Raw genomic sequence first — 20,138 nt, 5'->3', positions numbered from 1 at the left:
CGTTGGCGCTCCCTACAGTATAGAGAGTAACCAACGCGCCGGGGCGACGGTTTGAACCGGCCACCCAGCGCCCTCTTCTATCAACATGTTAACGCAACGATTTGCTCATTAACCACACAATTCACAGGGCATTGATAATCATTTTCAATATCATTTAATTAACTATAATGATCCGACTGCTTACGCGGTGCTCGCCCTTTGCGCCGCCCATACACCACTGGAGATGATGATTATGAGTTATTCACTGCCATCCCTGCCGTACGCTTACGACGCACTGGAACCGCATTTTGACAAGCAGACGATGGAAATCCATCACACCAAACACCACCAGACCTACGTCAACAACGCCAACACCGTGCTGGAAGCCTACCCTGAGCTGGCCAAATACAGCGTTGAAGAACTGATCCAGGATCTGGACAAAGTGCCTGCCGACAAACGCACCTTCATGCGCAACAACGCCGGCGGTCACGCCAACCACAGCTTCTTCTGGAAAAACCTGAAAACCGGCACCACGCTGGGCGGCGATCTGAAAGCGGCCATCGAGCGCGATTTCGGCAGCGTTGAGAAATTCCAGGAAGAGTTCGAGAAAGCCGCAGCCACCCGCTTCGGTTCCGGTTGGGCCTGGCTGGTGCTGAAAGACGGCAAGCTGGCCGTAGTGTCTACCGCCAACCAGGACAGCCCGCTGATGGGCGAAGCCGTCGCCGGCGCTTCCGGTTTCCCAATCATCGGCCTGGACGTGTGGGAACACGCTTACTACCTGAAATATCAGAACAAACGCCCTGACTACATCAAGGCGTTCTGGAACGTGGTCAACTGGGATGAAGCCGCCGCACGCTTCGCCGCGAAGAAGTAACTCGCCCCCGTTGATAAAGATGCCCGCCACCGGCGGGTATTTTTTTGCCTGAAATCCGCTAAAGTTTGACCACTTCTTGCCGATGGTTTGTTCAATTGACGTTCGCCCGGAGAAGGAAAAACGCTATGGCGGCATTGCAAGCATTGGCAGGAAAGTTCACTCATCTCACCGTAGGTAAAAAGCTCGGTCTCGGCTTCGCGCTGTTGTTGCTGTTGGCGGTCGTCATCGCCGGCACCGGGGCGCAATATCTGCATATCATCGAATCCCGCGCCGATCGCATCGACTTCAGCAACCGGCTGAACGAGGAGATCAACCAGGCCAAATACAACCGCGCCATGTACGGCCAGACCTACCAGCCGGAGTATCTGCAGAACAACCGCGCCAATATTGAAAACGCCGTCAAGCTGATAGACCAGGGGCAGGCGCTGGACTGGGACGCCCAAAGCCGCAAGGATCTGCAGCGTCTGGTGACGCTGATCGGGGAATATCAACAGCAGCAAAAAGTCTTTGAGCAGGCGGTCACGGCAAAAGACGCGGTGCGCCAGAGCTGGAACATGTCGGAAGTGCAGGCCAGCCTGAGCCAGGTGGAGCGTCAGCTCACCAACGGCGATCTGCAGCTGGCCTTCATCCAGCTTAACCAGAAGCTGACCCAGGTGCGCTACGGCGCGCGCGGTCTGCTGCTGAGCCTGAACAAGGAAACCGAAGCGCCGCTGATGGCGGCCATCGACGACGCGCGCGACGCGGCCAACGCCCTGAGCCGCCGGGTCAGCGACGCGCAGCGCCCGCAGCTGCAACCGCTGCTGGCCGCGCTGGACGATTACAAAAACCGCATCGCAGCCTACCTGCCGGCCTATGAGCACGAACAGCAAATCAGCCGGCAGCTCGGCGAACGCGCGCAAGCGATCGGCACGCTGGTGAACGCCTTTATGCAGGACGAACTGGTGCAGACGCGCAACAACATCAATCTGGCGCAGCTGCAGATGGGCGTCACCACCCTGATCGCCATCATCGCCGGGGTGCTTATCGCCTGGCGCATCACCCTGCAGATCACCCGTCCGCTGCACAGCACGCTGGCCATGGCGGAACGCATCGCCGGCGGCGACCTGCGCCAGGCGCAGACCAGCACCCGCCGCGACGAGCTGGGGCAACTGCTGAACGCGGTGGCGGCGATGAGCCAAAACCTGCGCACCATGATTGAGAAGATCCAGATGGGGGTCAGCCAGGTCTCCACCGCCTCGGCGGAAATCGCCGCCGGCAACACCGATCTCTCCTCCCGCACCGAACAGCAGGCGGCGGCGGTCGAGGAAACCGCGGCCAGCATGGAACAGCTGACCGCCACGGTGAAACAAAACGCCGACAATGCTCATCACGCCAACCAGCTGGCCACCGACGCCTCGCAGACCGCACAGCAGGGCGGTAAGCTGGTGGAAAACGTGGTCAGCACCATGCGCGATATCTCCAGCAGTTCGCAGCGTATCGCCGAAATTACTACCCTGATTAACGGCATTGCCTTCCAGACCAACATCCTGGCGCTCAACGCCGCGGTGGAAGCGGCGCGCGCCGGCGAACAGGGCCGCGGCTTCTCGGTGGTCGCCAGTGAAGTGCGCAGCCTGGCGAGCCGCAGCGCCCAGGCGGCCAAGGAAATAGAAGGGCTGATCGCCGAATCGGTCAGCCGGGTGAAAACCGGCACTGAGTTGGTGGAAAGCACCGGCAATACCATGGAACAGATCGTCCGTTCGGTCACCCACGTGCGCGACATCATGGCCGAGATCGCCGCCGCCTCCGATGAGCAGACGCGCGGCATCGCCCAGATTGGCCAGGCGATCGTCGAAATGGACCACACCACCCAGCAGAACGCCGCGCTGGTGGAAGAGTCCGCCGCCGCCGCCGATTCGCTGGAAGAACAGGCCGATATGCTGCTGCAGAGCGTCTCGGTGTTCCGTTTGGCGGAGCAGACCGAGCCCCTCGCCGCCAAAGCCGCCGCGCCGAAAGCGCCGGCCGCCAACGCCGCAGCGGAAGAGAACTGGACCACCTTCTGACGCCCTCAGGCGAGGAATATCCGTTCCTCGCCCTATCTTTTTGGCAACAGGTGGGTCGCGACTCCCCAATTCAACAAATTAAAACCAGAGGCGGTCACATCAAGCATTGCATAGCCGCAATTGCGATGACCGTATCTGCGAAGGTCCTCCTGCGGGTCGGCCCCTTTAAGCCACCAAATCAGTGCCTGCAGAGCATGGCCGTGCGTAACAACACCAAGCGTTTGATTTTGTCCATCGACAGCCAGATCGGACAGACAAGCCATCAGGCGCCAGGCAACCTCATAAGCATTCTCCCCTCCCGGCGCCGACGCCTCTGCCTTACCGGCAAAGAGGCACTGCGTCGCTTCAGGATAATCGCGCATGGCCTGCGCATAAGATAATCCTTCCAGTCGGCCAAAATCTTGCTCCTGCAAACGCTCATCCATTTGCACAGTGCAGCCACATCGCTCAGCCAACGTCTCCGCTGTCGTAAAAGCCCGACCAGTCGGTGAACTGATCAACGAAGTGACCGATAACATTTGCAAGCGAGCGCCAAGCCCAGCGATTTGACGTCGCCCCTCTTCTGTCAGCGGACTGTCACTTCGCCCCTGAATAATCCCCGAGCGGTTCCATTCTGACTCCGCATGCCTCAATACAATGAAACGCATGGTTTTTTCTCGACGATAAAAGCCTAAATATAGACAGGAAAAACACATCCTTCCGTACAGGTAAACGCCGGGTAGTGTACGAGAACAACTCAGGCTATGCTGAGCCCTCGACGCGAGACACGGAGGCGCACATGCATCACCCAGACGTTTACATCGGCAGCATTCAACCCTATGAGGGCGGGCGCCCCAGCGCCATCGCCAAACGCCAGGTGGATGGCGCTGTCCGGCTCACGCCGCTCGGGCTGGAAGGCGACGAACAGGCGGAGAAAAGCTATCACGGCGGGCCGGATCGCGCGCTGTGCCACTACCCGCGCGAGCATTACGCCCATTGGCGCGAGCAGTTTCCGGCGCAGGCGGAGCAGTTTTGCGCCCCGGCCTTCGGCGAGAATATCTCCACCGAAGGGCTGACCGAACACAACGTGTTTATGGGCGACATCTTCCGCTGGGGCGAGGCGCTGATCCAGGTCACCCAGCCGCGCTCGCCGTGCTTCAAGCTCAATTATCACTTCGCCATCGAGGACATTTCGCTGCTGATGCAGCAAAGCGGCCGCTGCGGCTGGCTGTATCGGGTGGTGTCGCCGGGCGCGGTCAGCGGCGATCGTCCGCTGGCGCTGGCGGCGCGCAACAGCGACGTGTCGGTCGCCGAAGCCATCGCCATCGCCTGGCACATGCCGTTCGACGCGGAACAGTATCGCCGTCTGTTGGCGGTGGCCGGCCTCTCCGCCAGCTGGAGCAAGACCATGCTCACGCGGCTTGCCGAAGGGCGCCTCGAAGATTTCAACCGCCGCCTGCTCGGCCGTTGAAAACGGCGGCGGAAAGATGAAAAACGTGCGCCGGGTGCCGCGTTAACCCTATTCTTCCGCCTATACTGTAGCCGCACGTTTTTTCAGCCAGGAGCCAGGTATATGACCACCCCGACCCATTCGATTCATCACGCCGCCGCCGAAGGCTATCAGGCCAATGCCGATCGCTATGTGAAAGGCCGGCCGGATTACCCGCCGGAAATCGCCGTCTGGCTGCGTGACGTCATCGGCCTGCACGCCGGCATGACGGTCATCGATCTCGGCGCCGGCACCGGCAAGTTCACCCCGCGCCTGCTGGAAACCGGCGCGCAGGTGATCGCCGTCGAACCGGTGCCGCAAATGCTGGAAAAACTGTCGGCGGCGCTGCCGCAGGTGAAAACGCTGGCGGGCACCGCCGACGCGATCCCGTTGCCGGACGAGTCGGTCGATGCCGTGGTCTGTGCCCAGTCCTTCCATTGGTTCGCCACGCCGCAGGCGCTGGCGGAAATCCAGCGCATTCTCAAGCCCGGCGGCAAACTCGGTCTGGTGTGGAACATGCGCGATGCGCGCGTCGGCTGGGTGCGCAAACTGAATCAGATCGTCGATAGCCACGAAGGCGATGCGCCGCGTTTCTATACCGGCGAATGGCGCAAGTTCTTCCCGTTCAAAGGCTTTGAACCGCTGCAGGAGCAGGTGTTTATGCTGGGCCACCGCGGCGCGGTGGAGGACGTGATCTACAACCGCGTGCGTTCAACCAGCTTTATCGCCGCGCTGCCGCAGCCGCAACAGGAGCAGGTTATCGATCGGTTGCGCCAACTGGTGGCGGAAGAAGAGGAGCTGCGGGGCCAGGACACGGTCACCGTGCCCTATCAGACCAAGGCGTATTACACCACCAAGGTCTGACGCCCAGGGGTTCAGAACGCTTTCTTGGCGTAGCCGGTGACCGCTTTCAGGCCCATCTCGCGGCCCAGCGCGGTCATCGGGTGCACCACGATCAACCCGCGCGCGCTTTTCTTCAGCGCGCCCATATCGGCCTGCTCTTTCTTGGTGATCTCGCGGCTGAACGGCAGCTTGCTCAGCTTCTGCGCTTCGGCGCTCAGCTTCTCGCCGCGCACGTTTTTCAGGCGCTCGATCTCCGTCGCCAGTTTCTCTTTCTCTTTGGTGTGTTGCGCGATCAACTCAGGGTTGCCCTGTTGGATCACGGTGGCGTCTTTGTGGTTCAAGGCGTCCAGCAGGTCGCTCAGGCGCTTGATCTCTGCCTTTTCTTTCTCTTTCATGGTCTCTGGCCCGTTGTGCCCAAAATGGCACGCTAATCAATGATACCGGCATTGTAGCAAAAGGCGCGCGCCGTTACCCGTCCTGCGCAATGCCGGGCGGCAAGCCGCTCATCTCGCAGGCCCTGGCGCCGAGCCGGGCCAACGCCTGGGTGTAGCGCGCGTTGAACGGGTAGCAGCAGGAGAGCCGCAGCGCGTTGCGGTAACGCCCGCTGGGCGAATACAGGGTGCCCGGCGTTAAACAGATCTGCTCCTCCAGCAGCTGATGGAACAGCGCCACACTGTCCACGCCAGGGGGGAATTCGACCCAGAACACGAAGCCGCCCGCCGGCTGCGTGGCCAGCGTGCCGCGCGGGAAATGCCGGGCGATCAGCGCCCGCGCCTCGTCGACCTGCGCCGCATAGCGCTTGCGCAGGTTGCGCAAATGGTGATCGTAACCGCCGCTCTCCAGGAAGGTCGCCAGCGTTTCCGACAGCAGCTGCGACTCTGACATCGACGACACCGCCTTCAGCTTGCGCAACGCCTCGTGGAAGCGGCCGCCGCAGACCCAGCCGACGCGAAAATCCGGCGCCAGCGTTTTGGTAAAGCTGGAGCAAAACAGCACCCAGCCGTCGCGATCGAACGCCTTCACCGCCGGCGACAGCGCGCCGCCGAACTGGATCTCGGCATACAGCCCATCTTCAATCAACGGCACCTGATGATCGTTCATCAGCCGCGCCAGCCGCTTTTTCGCCGCCAGCGGCATGGTGCAGCCCAGCGGGTTTTGCACCGTCGGCATGGCGATCACCGCATTCAGCCGCTTCTCGTTCAACAGCAGCTCCAGCGCGTCCAACGACAGTCCCAACTGCGGATCGGTAGGGATTTCCAACGCTTTCAGCCCCAGGCTGGCCAGCAGCGGCAGCAGGTAGAAATAGGTCGGCGACTCCAGCCCGACGCAGTCGCCCGGTTTGGTGGTGACGCGCAGCGCCAGCTGCAGCGCTTCCATGCAGCCGTGGGTCAGCACCACGTCGCCCGGCTCCAGCAGCATGCCCAGCGTCATCGAGCGGCGGGCGATCTGCTGACGCAGCCGCAGGCTGCCGGGCGGCAACGGATACTGCCCGATCAGATCCGGCTGGCGGCGCAGCTGAGAGGACAGCATGCGCCCCAACTTGCCGCCGGGATAAAAGTCGCTGGTCTGCGGGCAAGCCAACGCAATGTTGGTGAAGGCCGGGTTTTGCTGGGCGGCAAACACGGTGTCGATCAGCGCCAGCACGTCGTCCGCCGGCGGTTCGATGCGCCCGCAGGGCGCCGAGGCCATCTTCAGCGCCGGCAGCGTGCTGCGGACATAAAACCCCGACTGCGGTCGCGCCTCGATCAACCCGCGATCCTCCAGCGTGCGGTAAGCCGACACCACGGTATTGATGCTGACGCGATGGGTTTGCGCACAGCGCCGCACCGAAGGCAAGCGGTCGCCGGGCTGCAGCGTGCCGCGGCGAATGGCTTCGGCCAACGTGTCCGCCAGCTGCAGGTAACGGGTATCCGGGGTTTCATCGAGCAGGGTCACAGTTTCTCTCCAGTCAATGGGTACAGTTTACATTCTGTACAACTGTAACCATGACAATATCCGATTTGTGGTTCTGTCACCATCCCATTGCAGCGATTATGCTGATCTCTCGTCATCACCGTCATTTTCAAGGAACCTGCCATGCTGGACTCTGCCTTTGTCAGCTACGTCACCGTCATGTCGATCACCCCCGGCCCCAACAACCTGCTGCTGGCCTCGTCGGGCGTCAACTTCGGCCTGCGACGCACCCTGCCGATGCTGTTTGGCATCTGCGTCGGTTGTGCGGTACAGCTGGCGATCATTATCCCGCTGCTGGCGCTGGCGCTGAGCTGGGCCGGCGTCATCCGCCTGCCGCTGGCGGTGATCGGCTGCGCTTATCTGCTGTGGCTGTCATGGAAACTGTTCCAGGCGGCCTCGCCGGACGCCAAAGAGCAGGCGCAGCCGATGAGCCTGCTCAACGGCGCGCTGTTTCAGGCGGTCAACCCCAAGGCCTGGCTGATGGTGATCAACGTAGCGATCCTGTTCACCCCGCGCGAAGGCGCCACCTTTGTCCATACGCTGTCGGTCATCGCCGGTTTCGCGCTGCTGAACTTGCCTTGCGTGCTGCTGTGGGCGGTGCTGGGCGACCGCTTGCGCAACGCGCTGCGGGTCACCTGGAAGCTGCGGGTGTTCAACGGCGCGATGTCCGGGCTGATGGCCGCCACCGCGCTGTGGTTGTTGTTCGACGAGTGGCGCGCGGCCTTTGCCTAGCCGCGGCCGAGAGGAGAGAGCCGGGAGGGTTGCTTGGCGCCGATGCCGGCGATCAGATCGGTAATGGACAGCACCATGGTGGAGCGCACCATCTGCTGATAGCGCTGGCGCTGCATGGCAATCAGCGCTTCATCCGCCTCGCCCGGCTGCAGGAAAGTCGGCACCGGCGGCAGCGCGGCCACACAGTGCAGCTCGCCGAACGGCCCGAGTATTTCGTCGTCGACGAAGCGGTATTCCGACCCGTCGTGGTTCAGCTCTTCGCGCATCGCCATCAGCAGTTCGGCGTCTTCATATTCGTGGCGGGAAATCACCCCCAGGCCGTACATCAGCTTCAGGCGCACCGACAGCTCCCCCAGAGGGCCGCTGCCGGACAATAGCGGTTCGACGGCATATTTCACCGCGTAGTCATCCTTGCGGAATACCTGCACCACCAGCACGTTGAGCGCTTCCGCCAGCAGCTCTACCGCCGCGATCAGGAAGCTGCGCACCGTTTTGCCCGCGTTCAGCTTTTCCAGAACCTGGTTTTCAAATGCCTGTGCTTCTTCCATCGTCGCTTTTCGAAAGGCGTGGGGAGGGCCGTCGATGCCGAACTCGGGTTCCAGGAGCGCAGCAAGCTGCGCTCGGGTGTTCATCATCACGATTCTACTTGTGCATGGCGTTATACACAGCAACGGCCTCTTCTACAACCTCGCTTTCCGCCGGCAGGCCGGAAATTTGCGCCAGCGCGGCTTTCGGCCCGAGCGTATTCAGCAATTCCGCCAACTCCAACGCCTGCGGATCCTGTTCGCTGCGGTAACTCATGGCGGCGGCGATGCCCTGGATCAGGTTGGCATGCGGCAGGCCGTATTCCAGCGTGCCCAGCAGCGGTTTGATCAGGCGATCGCCGGCGCTCAGTTTGCGCAGCGGCTGGCGCCCCACGCGCTCGACGTCATCGTGCAGATACGGGTTTTCGAAGCGGCCGAGAATTTTGTTGATGTAGGCGGCGTGCTTGTCGGCGTCGAAGCCGTAGCGTTTGATCAGCACCGCGCCGCTCTCTTCCATCGCCCCTTTCACCACCCGGCGGATCGCCGGATCGAGAATGGCGTCGCGAATGGTTTGCAGCCCGGCCCGTTGGCCGAGGTAGGCGGTGATCGCGTGGCCGGTGTTGAGGGTGAACAGCTTGCGCTCGACGAAGGCCATCAGGTTGTCGGTCAGCTCCATGCCGGCGATCGCCGGAGGCTGGCCTTTAAACTGCGTCTGATCGACGATCCATTCGCTGAAGGTTTCCACCGTCACTTCCAGCGGATCGCTGCTGTCCGCCGGCGGCACGATGCGATCGACCGCCGAATCGACGAAGCCGACATGCTGCTCAACCCATGTCTGCTCGTCCTGCGGCAGCGCGGCGAACACGTGCTGCTTCAGCTGGCTGGTGCCGCGCACCATGTTCTCGCAGGCGATGATGTTCAGCGGCTGCACATTGCCCTGCTGATGACGCAGCACCAGTCCTTTGGCGATCGTGCCGGCGATTTTGGCGAGAATTTGCGGACCCACGGCGGTGGTCACCAGATCCGCCTCGGCGATCAGCGCCACCGCGGCTTCGCCGCCGCTGTTGACGGCGCTGACGTTGGTGACGTTCTCCACGCGCTCTTGCTCGCCCACCACGTGCACCGAGTAGCTTTTTCGGCTGTTCAGCAGATCCAGCACCGTTTGATTGACGTCGGCGAAGGTCAGCTCAACGCCCGCGTCCGCCAGCAGCTTGCCGATAAAACCGCGGCCGATGTTCCCTGCGCCAAAATGTAATGCTTTCATAACTCTACCTTCTTAATGTCGAAGGGTGCAGCAAGCTGCACCCTTTAAAATGATTCTGTTATCCGGCTTTTTTGCCGCCGAGCAGGTCCAGCACTTCCTGGACGCTGGTGGTATTCGCCAGCCGCTCGATCACGCTCTCGTCATCCAGCGCGTTGGTCAGGCTGGTGATCACCTGAATATGCTCGTTGTTGCGCGCGGCGATGCCGATCACCAGGCGCGCCACTTCGTCCTCTTCATCGCCGAAGCGCACGCCCTGCGGGTACTGGCAGAACACCACGCCGGTGCGCAGCACCCGGTCTTTAGCCTCGATGGTGCCGTGCGGCACGGCGATCGACTCGCCCAGGTAGGTGGACGTGAGCTTTTCGCGCTCCAGCATCGCCGGCACGTATTCCGGCTCAACGTAGCCGCCCTTCACCAGCTGCTCGCCGGCGAAGCGGATCGCCTGCTCTTTGTCACTGGCCTGCAGGTTGAGGAACACGTTGCTTTCGCTCAGCTTGAACAGGTTCGGCTCACCGGTTTTGACGCTGTCATCCAGCACCTTCTGCTGGTTGTCGCTGGTTTGGTTGGCCGCCAGCAAACGCTCGACCAGATCACTGTACAGCTTGCTGTCGAGGAAGTTGGTCAGCGAGATGTGCTGGGCCTGCGGCGCGTGGCGCATCGCGCGCTCGGTCAGATCGCGGTGCGTGATGACCAGATCCACATCGTCCGGCAGGCTGTTGATGGCGCTGTTGGTCACCGAGATGTTCTTCAGCCCGGCGTCCGCCACTTTCTTGCGCAACACCCCGGCGCCCATGGCGCTGGAACCCATGCCCGCATCGCAGGCGACGATGATTTTGCGCACGGTGCTCAGATCGCCGTCGACCGACGCTGGCGCCGCTGCGCCGCCTTTGGACTGCGATTTCATCTCTTGCATGCGGCGGGTCGCGGCTTCCAGATCGTCATCCTCTTTCACTTTGGAGGTTTTCAGCAGGAAAGCAGACACCACGAAGGAGACGGCAAAGGCTGCGCACACCGCCGCAATGTTGGCGAAGTAGGCGCCTTTCGGAGTCATCGCCAGCACCGCCAGGATCGAACCCGGGGAAGCCGGAGAAACCAGGCCGCCGTTCAGCATCGTCAGGGTGAATACGCCGGTCATGCCGCCCAGGATCACCGCCAGCAGCAGACGTGGATTCATCAGCACGTAAGGGAAGTAGATTTCGTGAATGCCGCCCAGGAAGTGAATGATCGCCGCACCGCCGGCGGATTGCTTGGCGCTGCCGCGGCCGAAGAACATGTAGGCCATCAGCACGCCCATGCCCGGGCCTGGGTTGGCTTCAATCAGGAAGAATACCGACTTACCGACTTCCGTGGCCTGCTGGATACCCAGCGGCGAGAAGATGCCGTGGTTGATGGCGTTGTTCAGGAACAGGATTTTCGCCGGTTCAACGAAGATGGACGCCAGTGGCAACAGGTTGTTCTTCACCATCACGTGCACGCCCGCCGCCAGCAGCTTGGAGAGCACCTCCACCAGCGGCCCGATGCCCAGGAAAGCCAGGATTGCCAGCAGCATGCCGATGATGCCAGCGGAGAAGTTGTTCACCAGCATTTCAAAGCCGCTTTTGATCTTGCCGTCCACCCAGCGGTCGAAATGCTTGATAGCCCAGCCACCCAGCGGGCCGGCGATCATCGAGCCGAGGAACATCGGCATGTCGGCGCCGACGATGACGCCCATGGTGGTGATGGCGCCGACCACGCCGCCGCGCTCGCCGCCCACCAGCCGCCCGCCGGTGTAGCCGATCAGCAGCGGCAGCAGATAGGTGATCATCGGGCCGACCAGCTTGGCTAAGGTTTCATTCGGCAGCCAGCCGGTTGGAATGAATAGCGCGGTGATAATCCCCCAGGCGATAAAGGCGCCGATGTTGGGCATCACCATGTTGCTCAGGAAGCGGCCAAAGTTTTGCACTTTAACCTTGATGTCTGGTGAAAACATAAAACACACCCCTATTGTTACGCGCTGACAATAGAGCGCGTGATTATTGTTGTGACGATCCAGCCGTGTTGCCGCTGTATGCGAAACGGACTCTATCACGCTGTTTTTGTCACGCGAACTTCACGAATTTTTTGTGATACAAGTCACACACAACACCCCAACAAACCCTCATTTATAGTGATAAAGATCACACTTATGACGTGTAAAAAAAGAACAGTGAGAAAAAAACCGCCCAAAAATCGACAATAAAGTGATAATGATCACATTTTTAACTTGGTTATTTGTTTTTAAAATGTGATAAACATCACAATTTATTTTTGGCTGCAGCGCCCGATCGCGACGCTCTGTTTGATCTTCCATGTGAGCACTCATCCCGCCGGGAACTAGCGAAGTGATGAATGAAAGAAAACTACATTGCCGAATGAATGGATTAATTGAAGTGTAGTACAGAAGCCTGCGCAATAAACCAGCAAGCTATTGGAAACGCTGAGGGGAAATAAAGCAGGCCGGCAATGCCGGCCTGTAGATCGTCGTAGGCGCGTTATTGCGTCACGCTTTGAATGGCTTTCTGCGCATTCACCAGGTTCTGCTGTTTGGCCACCAGATTCGACATCATGGTGTTGTACTGCGCCACCTGCTGCGCAGTGCGGAACTGCACGCCGTTGTTGTTGAAGCTGACCTGATTGCCCTGGCTCTGCAGGAAATCGCCAACCTGCACCAGATCCTGCACAAAGCTGGCGGTGGTCGGGATCGCCGGCATCAGGGCGTTGGCCGGCGCGGTGACGATTTTGTCATAGGCCTGGTTGTACACCGCCTTCAGATCGTCGGGCTGTTTCAACGCCGCGCGGGCGGTATCCGCCTGCGACTTGGCGGACTGGATCTGCTGGCCCAGCAGGTTCAACGCCCCGACCGATTGCTGCAGCGCATCGCGTTTGTTCAGATAGTCATGTGCGGTGCGGATCTGGTTAATCTGATCCAGCGCCGGGGTCAGGCTGGCGCCGACCGACTTGGACAGCTGCTGTGAAAAGCCGACCAAAATCGCGTAATCGCCGGCATAGTTGCCGAACTTCTGCTTCTGGTCTTCGCTCAGCGTGGGGATATTCGCCCCGCTGCGCATCACGGTATTCTGTAAGTAATCGATAAATGCTTTGCGCTGTTCCGGCTCTTTATCGCCGCAGGCGGTCAATTGCATGACCACCAACAATGCCAATACCGGTGCCAACCAACGCGCGAAACCTCTGCTCTGGATCCCTACCGCCATGTGACATAACTCCTGTTATAAACCTGCTTTTTCATTGGACTCCGCCCCTTTTTCCGCACTCCGTGCGCCTATAAGAATAGATCAACTGGCGGCGTTCCGATACGCGATTCCGTTTGCGGTGAACATTGTCTCGGCCGGTGGCGGTTGAACATCGTGCGCAAAACGCACTGAGGTTCATTGCCGTCGGCGAGCGGAGGCTGCAATTCTCCCAAGTCAGTCACCCCAAGCCGCCGGGCGAGCTTACCTTCACAGCCCAGCTTCGGAAATAAAAAAGGCGCCCGCAGGCGCCTTTTCACAGCAAAGAACCGCTTACTGCAGCACGGAGATATCCGCCACCTGCAGGAACAGCTCACGCAATTTGCTCAGCAGCGTCAGACGGTTAACGCGCACTTCCGCATCGTCCGCCATCACCATCACGTTGTCGAAGAACGCATCCACCGGCTCACGCAGCGCGGCCAGTTCCACCAGCGCTTCCTGGTAGTTGCCCGCCGCGAAGTACGGCTGCAACTTGTCGCGCAGCACCACCAGGTGAGTCGCCAGCTGGATCTCCGCCGCATCCTTCAGCACCGAGGCGCGCACGCTGTCGTTCAGCGTTTCGGTAGACTTGGCCAGAATGTTGGAGACGCGTTTGTTGGCCGCAGCCAATGCCGCCGCCTCGTCCAGCGTGCGGAAGTGGGATACCGCCTTGACGCGCGCGTCGAAGTCGGCCGGTTTGGTCGGACGGCGCGCCAGCACCGCCTGAATGGTATCGACGGCGTGGCCTTCTTCCTGATACCAGGCGCGGAAGCGGCCCAGCATGAATTCCACCACCTCGTCGACCACCTTGGCGTTGGTCAGCTTGCTGCCGTACAGGCGCACGGCCTCTTCGGTCAGGGTCTGCAGATCCAGCGGCAGGTTTTTCTCGACGATGATGCGCAACACGCCCAGCGCGGCGCGGCGCAGCGCGAACGGGTCTTTATCGCCTTTCGGATGCTGCCCGATGCCGAAAATGCCTGCCAGGGTATCCATCTTGTCGGCGATCGCCAGCGAGCAGGCCACCAGCGACTGCGGCAGCGCATCACCGGCGTAGCGCGGCTGATACTGCTCGTTCAGCGCAACGGCGACGTCTTCCGCCTCACCGTCGTGGCGCGCGTAATGCATGCCCATCACGCCCTGGGTGTCGGTGAATTCGAACACCATGTTGGTCATCAGGTCGCACTTCGACAGCAGGCCCGCGCGGGTGGCGTGGTTGACGTCGGCGCCGATCTGGCCGGCAATCCAGCCCGCCAGCGCCTGAATGCGATCGGTCTTGTCGCGCAGGGTGCCCAGCTGCTGTTGGAACAGCACGGTTTCCAGGCGCGGCAGATTGTCTTCCAGGCGTTTCTTGCGATCGGTGTTGAAGAAGAACTCGGCATCGGCCAGGCGCGGACGCACCACCTTCTCGTTGCCGGAAATGATCTGCTGCGGGTCTTTCGACTCGATGTTGGCCACAAAGATAAAGTTCGGCAGCAGTTTGCCCGCGGCGTCGTACACCGGGAAATACTTCTGGTCGCCCTTCATGGTGTACACCAGCGCTTCCGCCGGCACCGCCAGGAATTTTTCTTCGAATTTGGCGGTCAGCACCACTGGCCATTCCACCAGCGAGGCCACTTCTTCCAACAGGCTGTCGCTCAGATCGGCCTTGCCGCCAATCTTCTGCGCCGCCAGTTCGGCGTCGCGTTTGATGAGGGCTTTACGCGCTTCGTAGTCGGCGACCACTTTGCCGCGCTCCAGCAGGATCTGCGGGTATTGGTCGGCGTTATCGAGGGTGAACTCGGCTTCGCCCATGAAGCGGTGGCCGCGCACGGTGCGCGCAGAGTCGATGCCCAGCACGGTGCCCGGGATCAGATCGGCGCCCAGCAGCATCGTAACGGTGTGCACCGGACGCACGAACTGCACGTCAGAGTCGCCCCAACGCATCAGTTTCGGGATCGGCAGTTTAGCCAGCGCGGTGCTGACCATGCCGGCCAGCAGTTGTTGCGCCGACTGGCCTTTGACGTGGGCGCGGTACATCAACCACTCGCCCTTGTCGGTCACCAGGCGTTCAGCCTGATCGACGGTGATGCCGCAGCCGCGCGCCCAGCCTTCGGCCGCTTTGCTCGGCTTGCCTTCGGCGTCGAACGCCTGGGCGATCGCCGGGCCGCGTTTTTCAATTTCGCGATCGGCCTGCGCCGCGCTCAGGTTGGCCACTTTCAGCGCCAGGCGGCGCGGTGCGGCGAACCAGTTCACTTCACCGTGTTCCAGGCCGGCGTTGTCCAGTTCGGCGGTGAAGTTGGCGGCGAAAGATTCCGCCAGGGAACGAAGAGCCTTCGGCGGCAGCTCTTCCGTGCCGATTTCCACCAGGAAAGTCTGTTGAGTCATGGCTGCCTCTTAGTTCTCGTTCTTCTTGTTGCACATCGGGAAGCCCAGCGCTTCGCGGGAAGCGTAGTAGGCTTCGGCAACGGCTTTGGTCAGCGTGCGGATGCGCAGAATGTAGCGTTGACGCTCGGTTACCGAAATCGCCTTGCGCGCGTCCAGCAGGTTGAAGGTATGGCCCGCCTTCAGGATGCGTTCGTAGGCCGGCAGCGGCAGCGGTTTTTCCAGCGCCAGCAGCGATTGGGCTTCTTTCTCGTACTGCTCGAAGCAGGAGAACAGGAAGTCGACGTCGGCGTATTCGAAGTTGTAGGTGGACTGCTCCACTTCATTCTGATGGAACACGTCGCCGTAGGTGGTGACGCCCAACGGGCCGTTGCTCCACACCAGATCGTACACGCTGTCCACGCCCTGGATGTACATCGCCAGACGCTCCAGACCGTAGGTGATCTCGCCGGTCACCGGCTTGCACTCCAGGCCGCCGACCTGCTGGAAGTAAGTGAACTGCGTCACTTCCATGCCGTTCAGCCACACTTCCCAACCCAGGCCCCAGGCGCCGAGCGTCGGGTTTTCCCAGTTGTCTTCCACGAAGCGAATGTCGTGGATGGTCGGAGCCAGACCCAGCTCTTTCAACGAGCCCAGGTAGAGTTCCTGAATGTTGTCCGGCGATGGCTTAATCACCACCTGGAACTGGTAGTAGTGCTGCAGACGGTTCGGGTTTTCACCGTAGCGGCCGTCGGTCGGGCGGCGAGATGGCTGCACATAGGCGGCGGCCATCGGCTCCGGCCCCAGTGCGCGCAGGCACGTCATCGGGTGTGAGGTTCCCGCGCCGACTTCCATGTCCAATGGTTGAACGATGGTGCAGCCCTGGCGCGCCCAATAATCCTGCAGTGTCAGGATCAGGCCCTGGAAGGTCTTGGTATCAAACTTTTGCATGTTGAATTCGCACGCGATACAAGTGGATTTAGATGGAATGCGCCAGTATACCCTTTGACCGTAAGATATACAGCCAGAATCCGGCAACAAGTGCGAATCGGGGTGAGAAACGCTGGATTTTCACGCATCGGGCACAGCGGGAAAAACAACGCGTCTGCCGGTCCCCTCGCCGTCCAGAAAAACACACCCGGCACACACATTAGAAGCATTTAACAAAAACATCACTCACCGCCGTTTAAATAATCAATTGGCTGAACGCTATTTCCCCCTTCACCGATTAAATTTATGCTGATTTACGTGCGCATATCCTTATATTTCCCACGAGATAAAGTTGCGCCGATGTTATTTTTGTTAATTTTATCAACTAAAAAACTCCCCTCATCGAGAGATAATGTGATCAAGTGCCGGATTATTTCTTATTATCGTGAAAAATAAGGTGATATCGCGCGGCGTGCCGACGCGCAGGGCATGGGAGGAACGGCCAGGGATGAAATACGACACTAACGGGCCACAGAAACAAATTGACAGTTAATCTTTGGTTATACAATAATAAATAAAATTTTCCCTGGTGTTGGCCAAGTGGCTACCTGATCCTTTCATAGGATCAGTTTTTTTTTGTCTTTCCGCCAACCTCATTGCGGCCCGCATAATTTCCCCAGGCCGCCTTCCGCATAAATCCCTTATCAGACCTTATGGCTTATCTTGAGCGCGCCGATGGCCAATTCAAAAACGCGCACTGACGCCGACGTTATACATAAACTGCTCACCGCTGCTCAGCCCGCCGGTTTGCGAGACGGTGGCGAAGGCCGATACCCGGTCCGTCAACGGCATGTTGGCCCCCAACGTGACATCCACCCAATTTTTGTCCTGGCCCGCACTGTCGCGGGTGAACGAGGTTTGCGTCGATTTCAGGCCGCCGCCGGCGCGGTAGACGTCGTCACCGAACTGGTGCTGATAACTCACCTCCGCATAAGGGTTAAACACGCCGAATTGCGTATCCAGCCGCCAACCCAACGCACCGATCTGCGAGTGGTAGGTTTGATCGTTGAAGCGCATGGCGGTGCTGTCATCGCTGTCTTCGCTGTAGCCGGAAACGCGGCTGTAGTCCCAGGCGAACTGCGCCACCGGCCCGGTAGTCAGGTAAGAGGCGATCGGGAAGTCATAGCCGGCGGTCACGCGCGCGCCCCACTGCCTGCCGGTGGTCGAACCGGTTTCGGTGCGCGTCAGCGGCCCCAGCCGCATGCTGCGGCGGATGTCGTCATAATCCATCGTCGCATAGTGCAGATCGGCGTTGACCCAGCCGTGCTCGAAGATCGCCAGTGAACTGAAAGCCGACAGCAGCAGCCCGCGCGCCTTGTAATCAAAGCGGCTGGAAGGATGCTGATCGTCGTTGGAACCGGCGATCAACGCGCCGATCAACCAGCTGTCGGTCAGCTGATAGTCCACGCCGACGGTCAGGTTGTGGGTGGTGGCGTTGCCTTCCCCCGCGGCCCGGTTATCGGCATAGTCGTAGTGCTGGCCGGCGTAACCGCCGAACACCCCCAGCGAACCCTGCGGGTTGTCGCCGTTGCGCAGCTGCTGGAAGCGGCTGTCGAGCGTGGCGCGGCTGTCGCGCGCCATCGCCGCCGTCGCCTGATTCAGCGCCACCACCTGCGCCGGACCATCCAATACCGCCTGGATATAATCCGCAATCAGCAGGTGCGCCTGGGGGCTGGGGTGGAAATGGTCGGAGAACAGATAGGACTGGCCGGCGTCGAAGCCGGGCATGTCGGAACGGCAGACCGCCGAGGAAACGCCCGGCGGACAAGCCATGCCGGCGGTGTTGGCGAAGCCGAACTGCGCCGGATTGGCGATCGCTTCGGCGAACAGCTTGTTGACGTCCACCCGCACGATATTGCCGCTCCCCTGCGCCAGCAAACGGTCTTCGCTTTGATTATAGAAATCGGTCAGTTGAGCGGCCTGCGCGCTCAGGCCGTCATACGCCGCGATAAGCTGCGCGGCGATCGCCTGCTGCACCTGAGGAATGGCGCTGCCCTGCTTCGCCGCAGCGGTCAACGCCGCGTGGATCGCCTGCGTGCGTGAAGCGTTGTCCGGCGTCGCCACCGAACTAAGCGTGGCATAGGCCGCCTGGATCGCCGCCCCCTGCACCGGTGACAGCGCCTGTTGAATGATCAATTCCATCAGCTGCGGCGTGGAGCCGATGTTCGGCACCGTCGGCACGATCACCGTGCCGGCGCCGGCGTTCAGCAGCGAATGCACTTGCGCCGCCGCCGCCGCGGCGCTGTTATAGGCCACGCCGGGCGCGGTAGCGGCATTCAGCGCTGCCGCCGCCAGGTCGTTTCCGCCGATCCAATGAATATACAAACCGTCGCCGTCGGCCTGGCCATTGACCCGGTTCAGGTAACGCTGCACCTGCTCCTGGGTGTTGTCGGCCGGGTTCAGGCCCGGCACCGCCACCGCGCCGCCGGCGGCGTAGTTCTCACCGCCGTTGTCCGAAGCCACCAGCGCCGCCCCGATGCGTTGCGCCAATGCTTCGTCGTACAGCAGGTGCTGGCTGCCGTCATAGGTGAACCGGCCGTTGTTGCCGGTATCGCTCAGGCTGTCGCCAAAGACGTAGAGTTGATCGTACGCCTGAGCCGGAAGGGTCACACTGCAAAGTAACGCCACTGCAAGCGCCGCCGGGCGGGGCATGCACGTTATTTTTAGAGGCATGGATCGACTCCTGAGAGCCTGCAAATGAAGGCCATGTCGTTTTTATCGTTGGTCAGTTTTCCACCGGCCATGTAGTAACTATTGTCGGCTTTTTCGTCACGTCAAGCGGGCCGATGACAAAACAATCAGAGGCTTGCCAAGTTCGGCGCTTCGAGCGATGATTACTGTTCATAAACACAGCATAAGGACATTCAGGATGGCAGACGAACGTTGCGGTTGGGTGACGGCCGATCCGTTGTATCTCGAGTATCACGACAAGGAATGGGGCGCGCCCACCACCGACGCGCGCGAGCTGTTTGAAATGTTGTGCCTCGAGGGGCAGCAAGCCGGCCTTTCCTGGATCACCGTCCTGAAAAAGCGCGAGAACTACCGCCGCGCTTTCCACGATTTCGATCCGCGGCGTGTCGCCGCCATGACCGAACAAGACGTGGAAAACCTGCTGCAGGACAGCGGCATCATCCGCCACCGCGGCAAGATAGAAGCCATCATCACCAACGCCAAGGCCTATCTGGCGATGGAGGCGGCCGGGGAGAATTTCGTTACCTTCATTTGGGACTTCGTCGGCGGCCGGCCGCAGCTTAACCGCTGGCAAGCGCTGAATCAGGTGCCGGCCAAAACCGAGCAGTCCGACGCCATGTCCAAGGCGCTGAAAAAGCGCGGCTTCAAGTTTATCGGCTCCACCATCTGTTACGCCTTCATGCAGGCCAGCGGGCTGGTGAACGATCATCTCACGGGGTGCATGTGTTACCCAAAGCCACGGTGATCCGCCCCTGTGGCCCGGAGGATATCGAACGGCTGATGGCGCTGTGGCTGCCCAGCACCATCGCCGCCCATCCGTTCGTGGCGGAAAAATACTGGCGTGAGAGCGCCGCGTTGGTGCGGGAAAACTATCTGCCGCGCGCGCAAAGCTGGGCCTGCTGGCATGACGACGAAATCGTCGGCTTTATCAGCGTGCTGGACGAGCAGTTCATCGGCGCGCTGTTTGTCGATCGGGCGTTTCACGGCCGCGGCGTCGCCCAGGCATTGATGACGCACGTACAGCAGCGCTACCGTCGGCTCAGCCTGGAGGTGTATCAGCAAAACCTGCGCGCCTGCGCGTTTTACCACAAGCACGGTTTTCAGGTAACGCAACGCCTGTTTAACGACGAAACCCAGGCCTATACGCTGATCATGAACTGGCCGGCAATCGAGAATTCAACCGGTTACGGTTAAAA

General features: G+C 60.6%; 17 protein-coding genes. 7 read left to right on the top strand and 10 right to left on the bottom strand.

The window, feature by feature from the left end; genetic code table 11:
- Positions 1-232: 232 nt before the first annotated feature.
- Both sodA and IT763_RS00185 read left to right on the top strand, forming a co-directional pair.
- On the top strand, positions 233-853 hold the full coding sequence (gene sodA, locus IT763_RS00190) for a superoxide dismutase [Mn] (RefSeq protein ID WP_004934003.1): 621 nt from the start codon (positions 233-235) through the stop codon (positions 851-853).
- A gap of 125 nt (positions 854-978) precedes the next feature.
- Positions 979-2,892 (top strand): methyl-accepting chemotaxis protein, encoded by a 1,914-nt coding sequence (locus IT763_RS00185; protein WP_206195054.1) that lies wholly within the window; start codon positions 979-981, stop codon positions 2,890-2,892.
- 32 nt (positions 2,893-2,924) lie between these two features.
- On the opposite strand, the gene IT763_RS00180 is transcribed toward IT763_RS00185, so the two are convergent.
- Positions 2,925-3,539, bottom strand: a complete 615-nt coding sequence (locus tag IT763_RS00180; RefSeq protein WP_028128060.1) for a histidine phosphatase family protein — start codon at positions 3,537-3,539, stop codon at positions 2,925-2,927.
- 131 nt (positions 3,540-3,670) lie between these two features.
- On the opposite strand from IT763_RS00180, the gene yiiM reads away from it, so the two are divergent.
- Positions 3,671-4,342 (top strand): 6-hydroxyaminopurine reductase, encoded by a 672-nt coding sequence (yiiM, locus tag IT763_RS00175; RefSeq protein WP_016929571.1) that lies wholly within the window; start codon positions 3,671-3,673, stop codon positions 4,340-4,342.
- A gap of 102 nt (positions 4,343-4,444) precedes the next feature.
- Complete coding sequence (locus tag IT763_RS00170; RefSeq protein ID WP_049299615.1) at positions 4,445-5,224, top strand: class I SAM-dependent methyltransferase; 780 nt, start codon at positions 4,445-4,447, stop codon at positions 5,222-5,224.
- A gap of 11 nt (positions 5,225-5,235) precedes the next feature.
- Here the strand turns inward: IT763_RS00170 and IT763_RS00165 are convergent, their stop codons facing one another.
- Positions 5,236-5,598: a YibL family ribosome-associated protein gene (locus IT763_RS00165; protein WP_004933989.1), complete on the bottom strand. Its 363-nt coding sequence runs from the start codon at positions 5,596-5,598 to the stop codon at positions 5,236-5,238.
- 73 nt (positions 5,599-5,671) lie between these two features.
- Positions 5,672-7,138 carry a PLP-dependent aminotransferase family protein gene (locus IT763_RS00160; protein ID WP_033639085.1) on the bottom strand — a complete coding sequence of 489 codons (1,467 nt, stop codon included), beginning with the start codon at positions 7,136-7,138 and terminating at the stop codon, positions 5,672-5,674.
- Between the two features lie 141 nt (positions 7,139-7,279).
- On the opposite strand from IT763_RS00160, the gene IT763_RS00155 reads away from it, so the two are divergent.
- Positions 7,280-7,888: a LysE family translocator gene (locus IT763_RS00155; RefSeq protein WP_016929574.1), complete on the top strand. Its 609-nt coding sequence runs from the start codon at positions 7,280-7,282 to the stop codon at positions 7,886-7,888.
- On the opposite strand, the gene IT763_RS00150 is transcribed toward IT763_RS00155, so the two are convergent.
- The 7 genes from IT763_RS00150 to IT763_RS00120 all read right to left on the bottom strand — a co-directional run bounded on the left by IT763_RS00150 (position 7,885) and on the right by IT763_RS00120 (position 18,924).
- Positions 7,885-8,436, bottom strand: a complete 552-nt coding sequence (locus IT763_RS00150) for an MltR family transcriptional regulator (RefSeq protein WP_016929575.1) — start codon at positions 8,434-8,436, stop codon at positions 7,885-7,887. The two genes, IT763_RS00155 and IT763_RS00150, sit on opposite strands and share 4 nt — an antisense overlap.
- A gap of 94 nt (positions 8,437-8,530) precedes the next feature.
- Positions 8,531-9,676, bottom strand: coding sequence for a mannitol-1-phosphate 5-dehydrogenase (locus tag IT763_RS00145; protein ID WP_049299616.1), 1,146 nt, complete (start codon positions 9,674-9,676; stop codon positions 8,531-8,533).
- Between the two features lie 58 nt (positions 9,677-9,734).
- Complete coding sequence (locus tag IT763_RS00140; RefSeq protein ID WP_176062523.1) at positions 9,735-11,645, bottom strand: PTS mannitol transporter subunit IICBA; 1,911 nt, start codon at positions 11,643-11,645, stop codon at positions 9,735-9,737.
- A 541-nt stretch (positions 11,646-12,186) separates the two neighbouring features.
- Complete coding sequence (locus tag IT763_RS00135) at positions 12,187-12,906, bottom strand: DUF3053 domain-containing protein (protein ID WP_206195053.1); 720 nt, start codon at positions 12,904-12,906, stop codon at positions 12,187-12,189.
- Between the two features lie 309 nt (positions 12,907-13,215).
- Positions 13,216-15,285 (bottom strand): glycine--tRNA ligase subunit beta, encoded by a 2,070-nt coding sequence (gene glyS, locus IT763_RS00130; protein ID WP_143778362.1) that lies wholly within the window; start codon positions 15,283-15,285, stop codon positions 13,216-13,218.
- Between the two features lie 9 nt (positions 15,286-15,294).
- Positions 15,295-16,212: a glycine--tRNA ligase subunit alpha gene (gene glyQ, locus IT763_RS00125; protein WP_206195052.1), complete on the bottom strand. Its 918-nt coding sequence runs from the start codon at positions 16,210-16,212 to the stop codon at positions 15,295-15,297.
- Positions 16,213-16,935: 723 nt separating this feature from the next.
- The gene (locus tag IT763_RS00120; RefSeq protein ID WP_143778361.1) at positions 16,936-18,924 is read right to left on the bottom strand and encodes an autotransporter outer membrane beta-barrel domain-containing protein; all 1,989 of its coding nucleotides are present in this window, start codon (positions 18,922-18,924) and stop codon (positions 16,936-16,938) included.
- Positions 18,925-19,120: 196 nt separating this feature from the next.
- On the opposite strand from IT763_RS00120, the gene IT763_RS00115 reads away from it, so the two are divergent.
- On the top strand, positions 19,121-19,687 hold the full coding sequence (locus IT763_RS00115; RefSeq protein ID WP_016929581.1) for a DNA-3-methyladenine glycosylase I: 567 nt from the start codon (positions 19,121-19,123) through the stop codon (positions 19,685-19,687).
- The gene (locus IT763_RS00110; protein WP_028128062.1) at positions 19,684-20,136 is read left to right on the top strand and encodes an N-acetyltransferase; all 453 of its coding nucleotides are present in this window, start codon (positions 19,684-19,686) and stop codon (positions 20,134-20,136) included. The genes IT763_RS00115 and IT763_RS00110 overlap by 4 nt, the downstream gene beginning before the upstream one ends.
- Positions 20,137-20,138: the final 2 nt, after the last annotated feature.

It is taken from the genome of Serratia sp. CMO1 (assembly GCF_015689115.1).
In the GTDB taxonomy this organism is placed as follows: Bacteria; Pseudomonadota; Gammaproteobacteria; order Enterobacterales; family Enterobacteriaceae; genus Serratia; species Serratia marcescens.
This window is presented reverse-complemented; position numbering and strand designations above follow the sequence as displayed.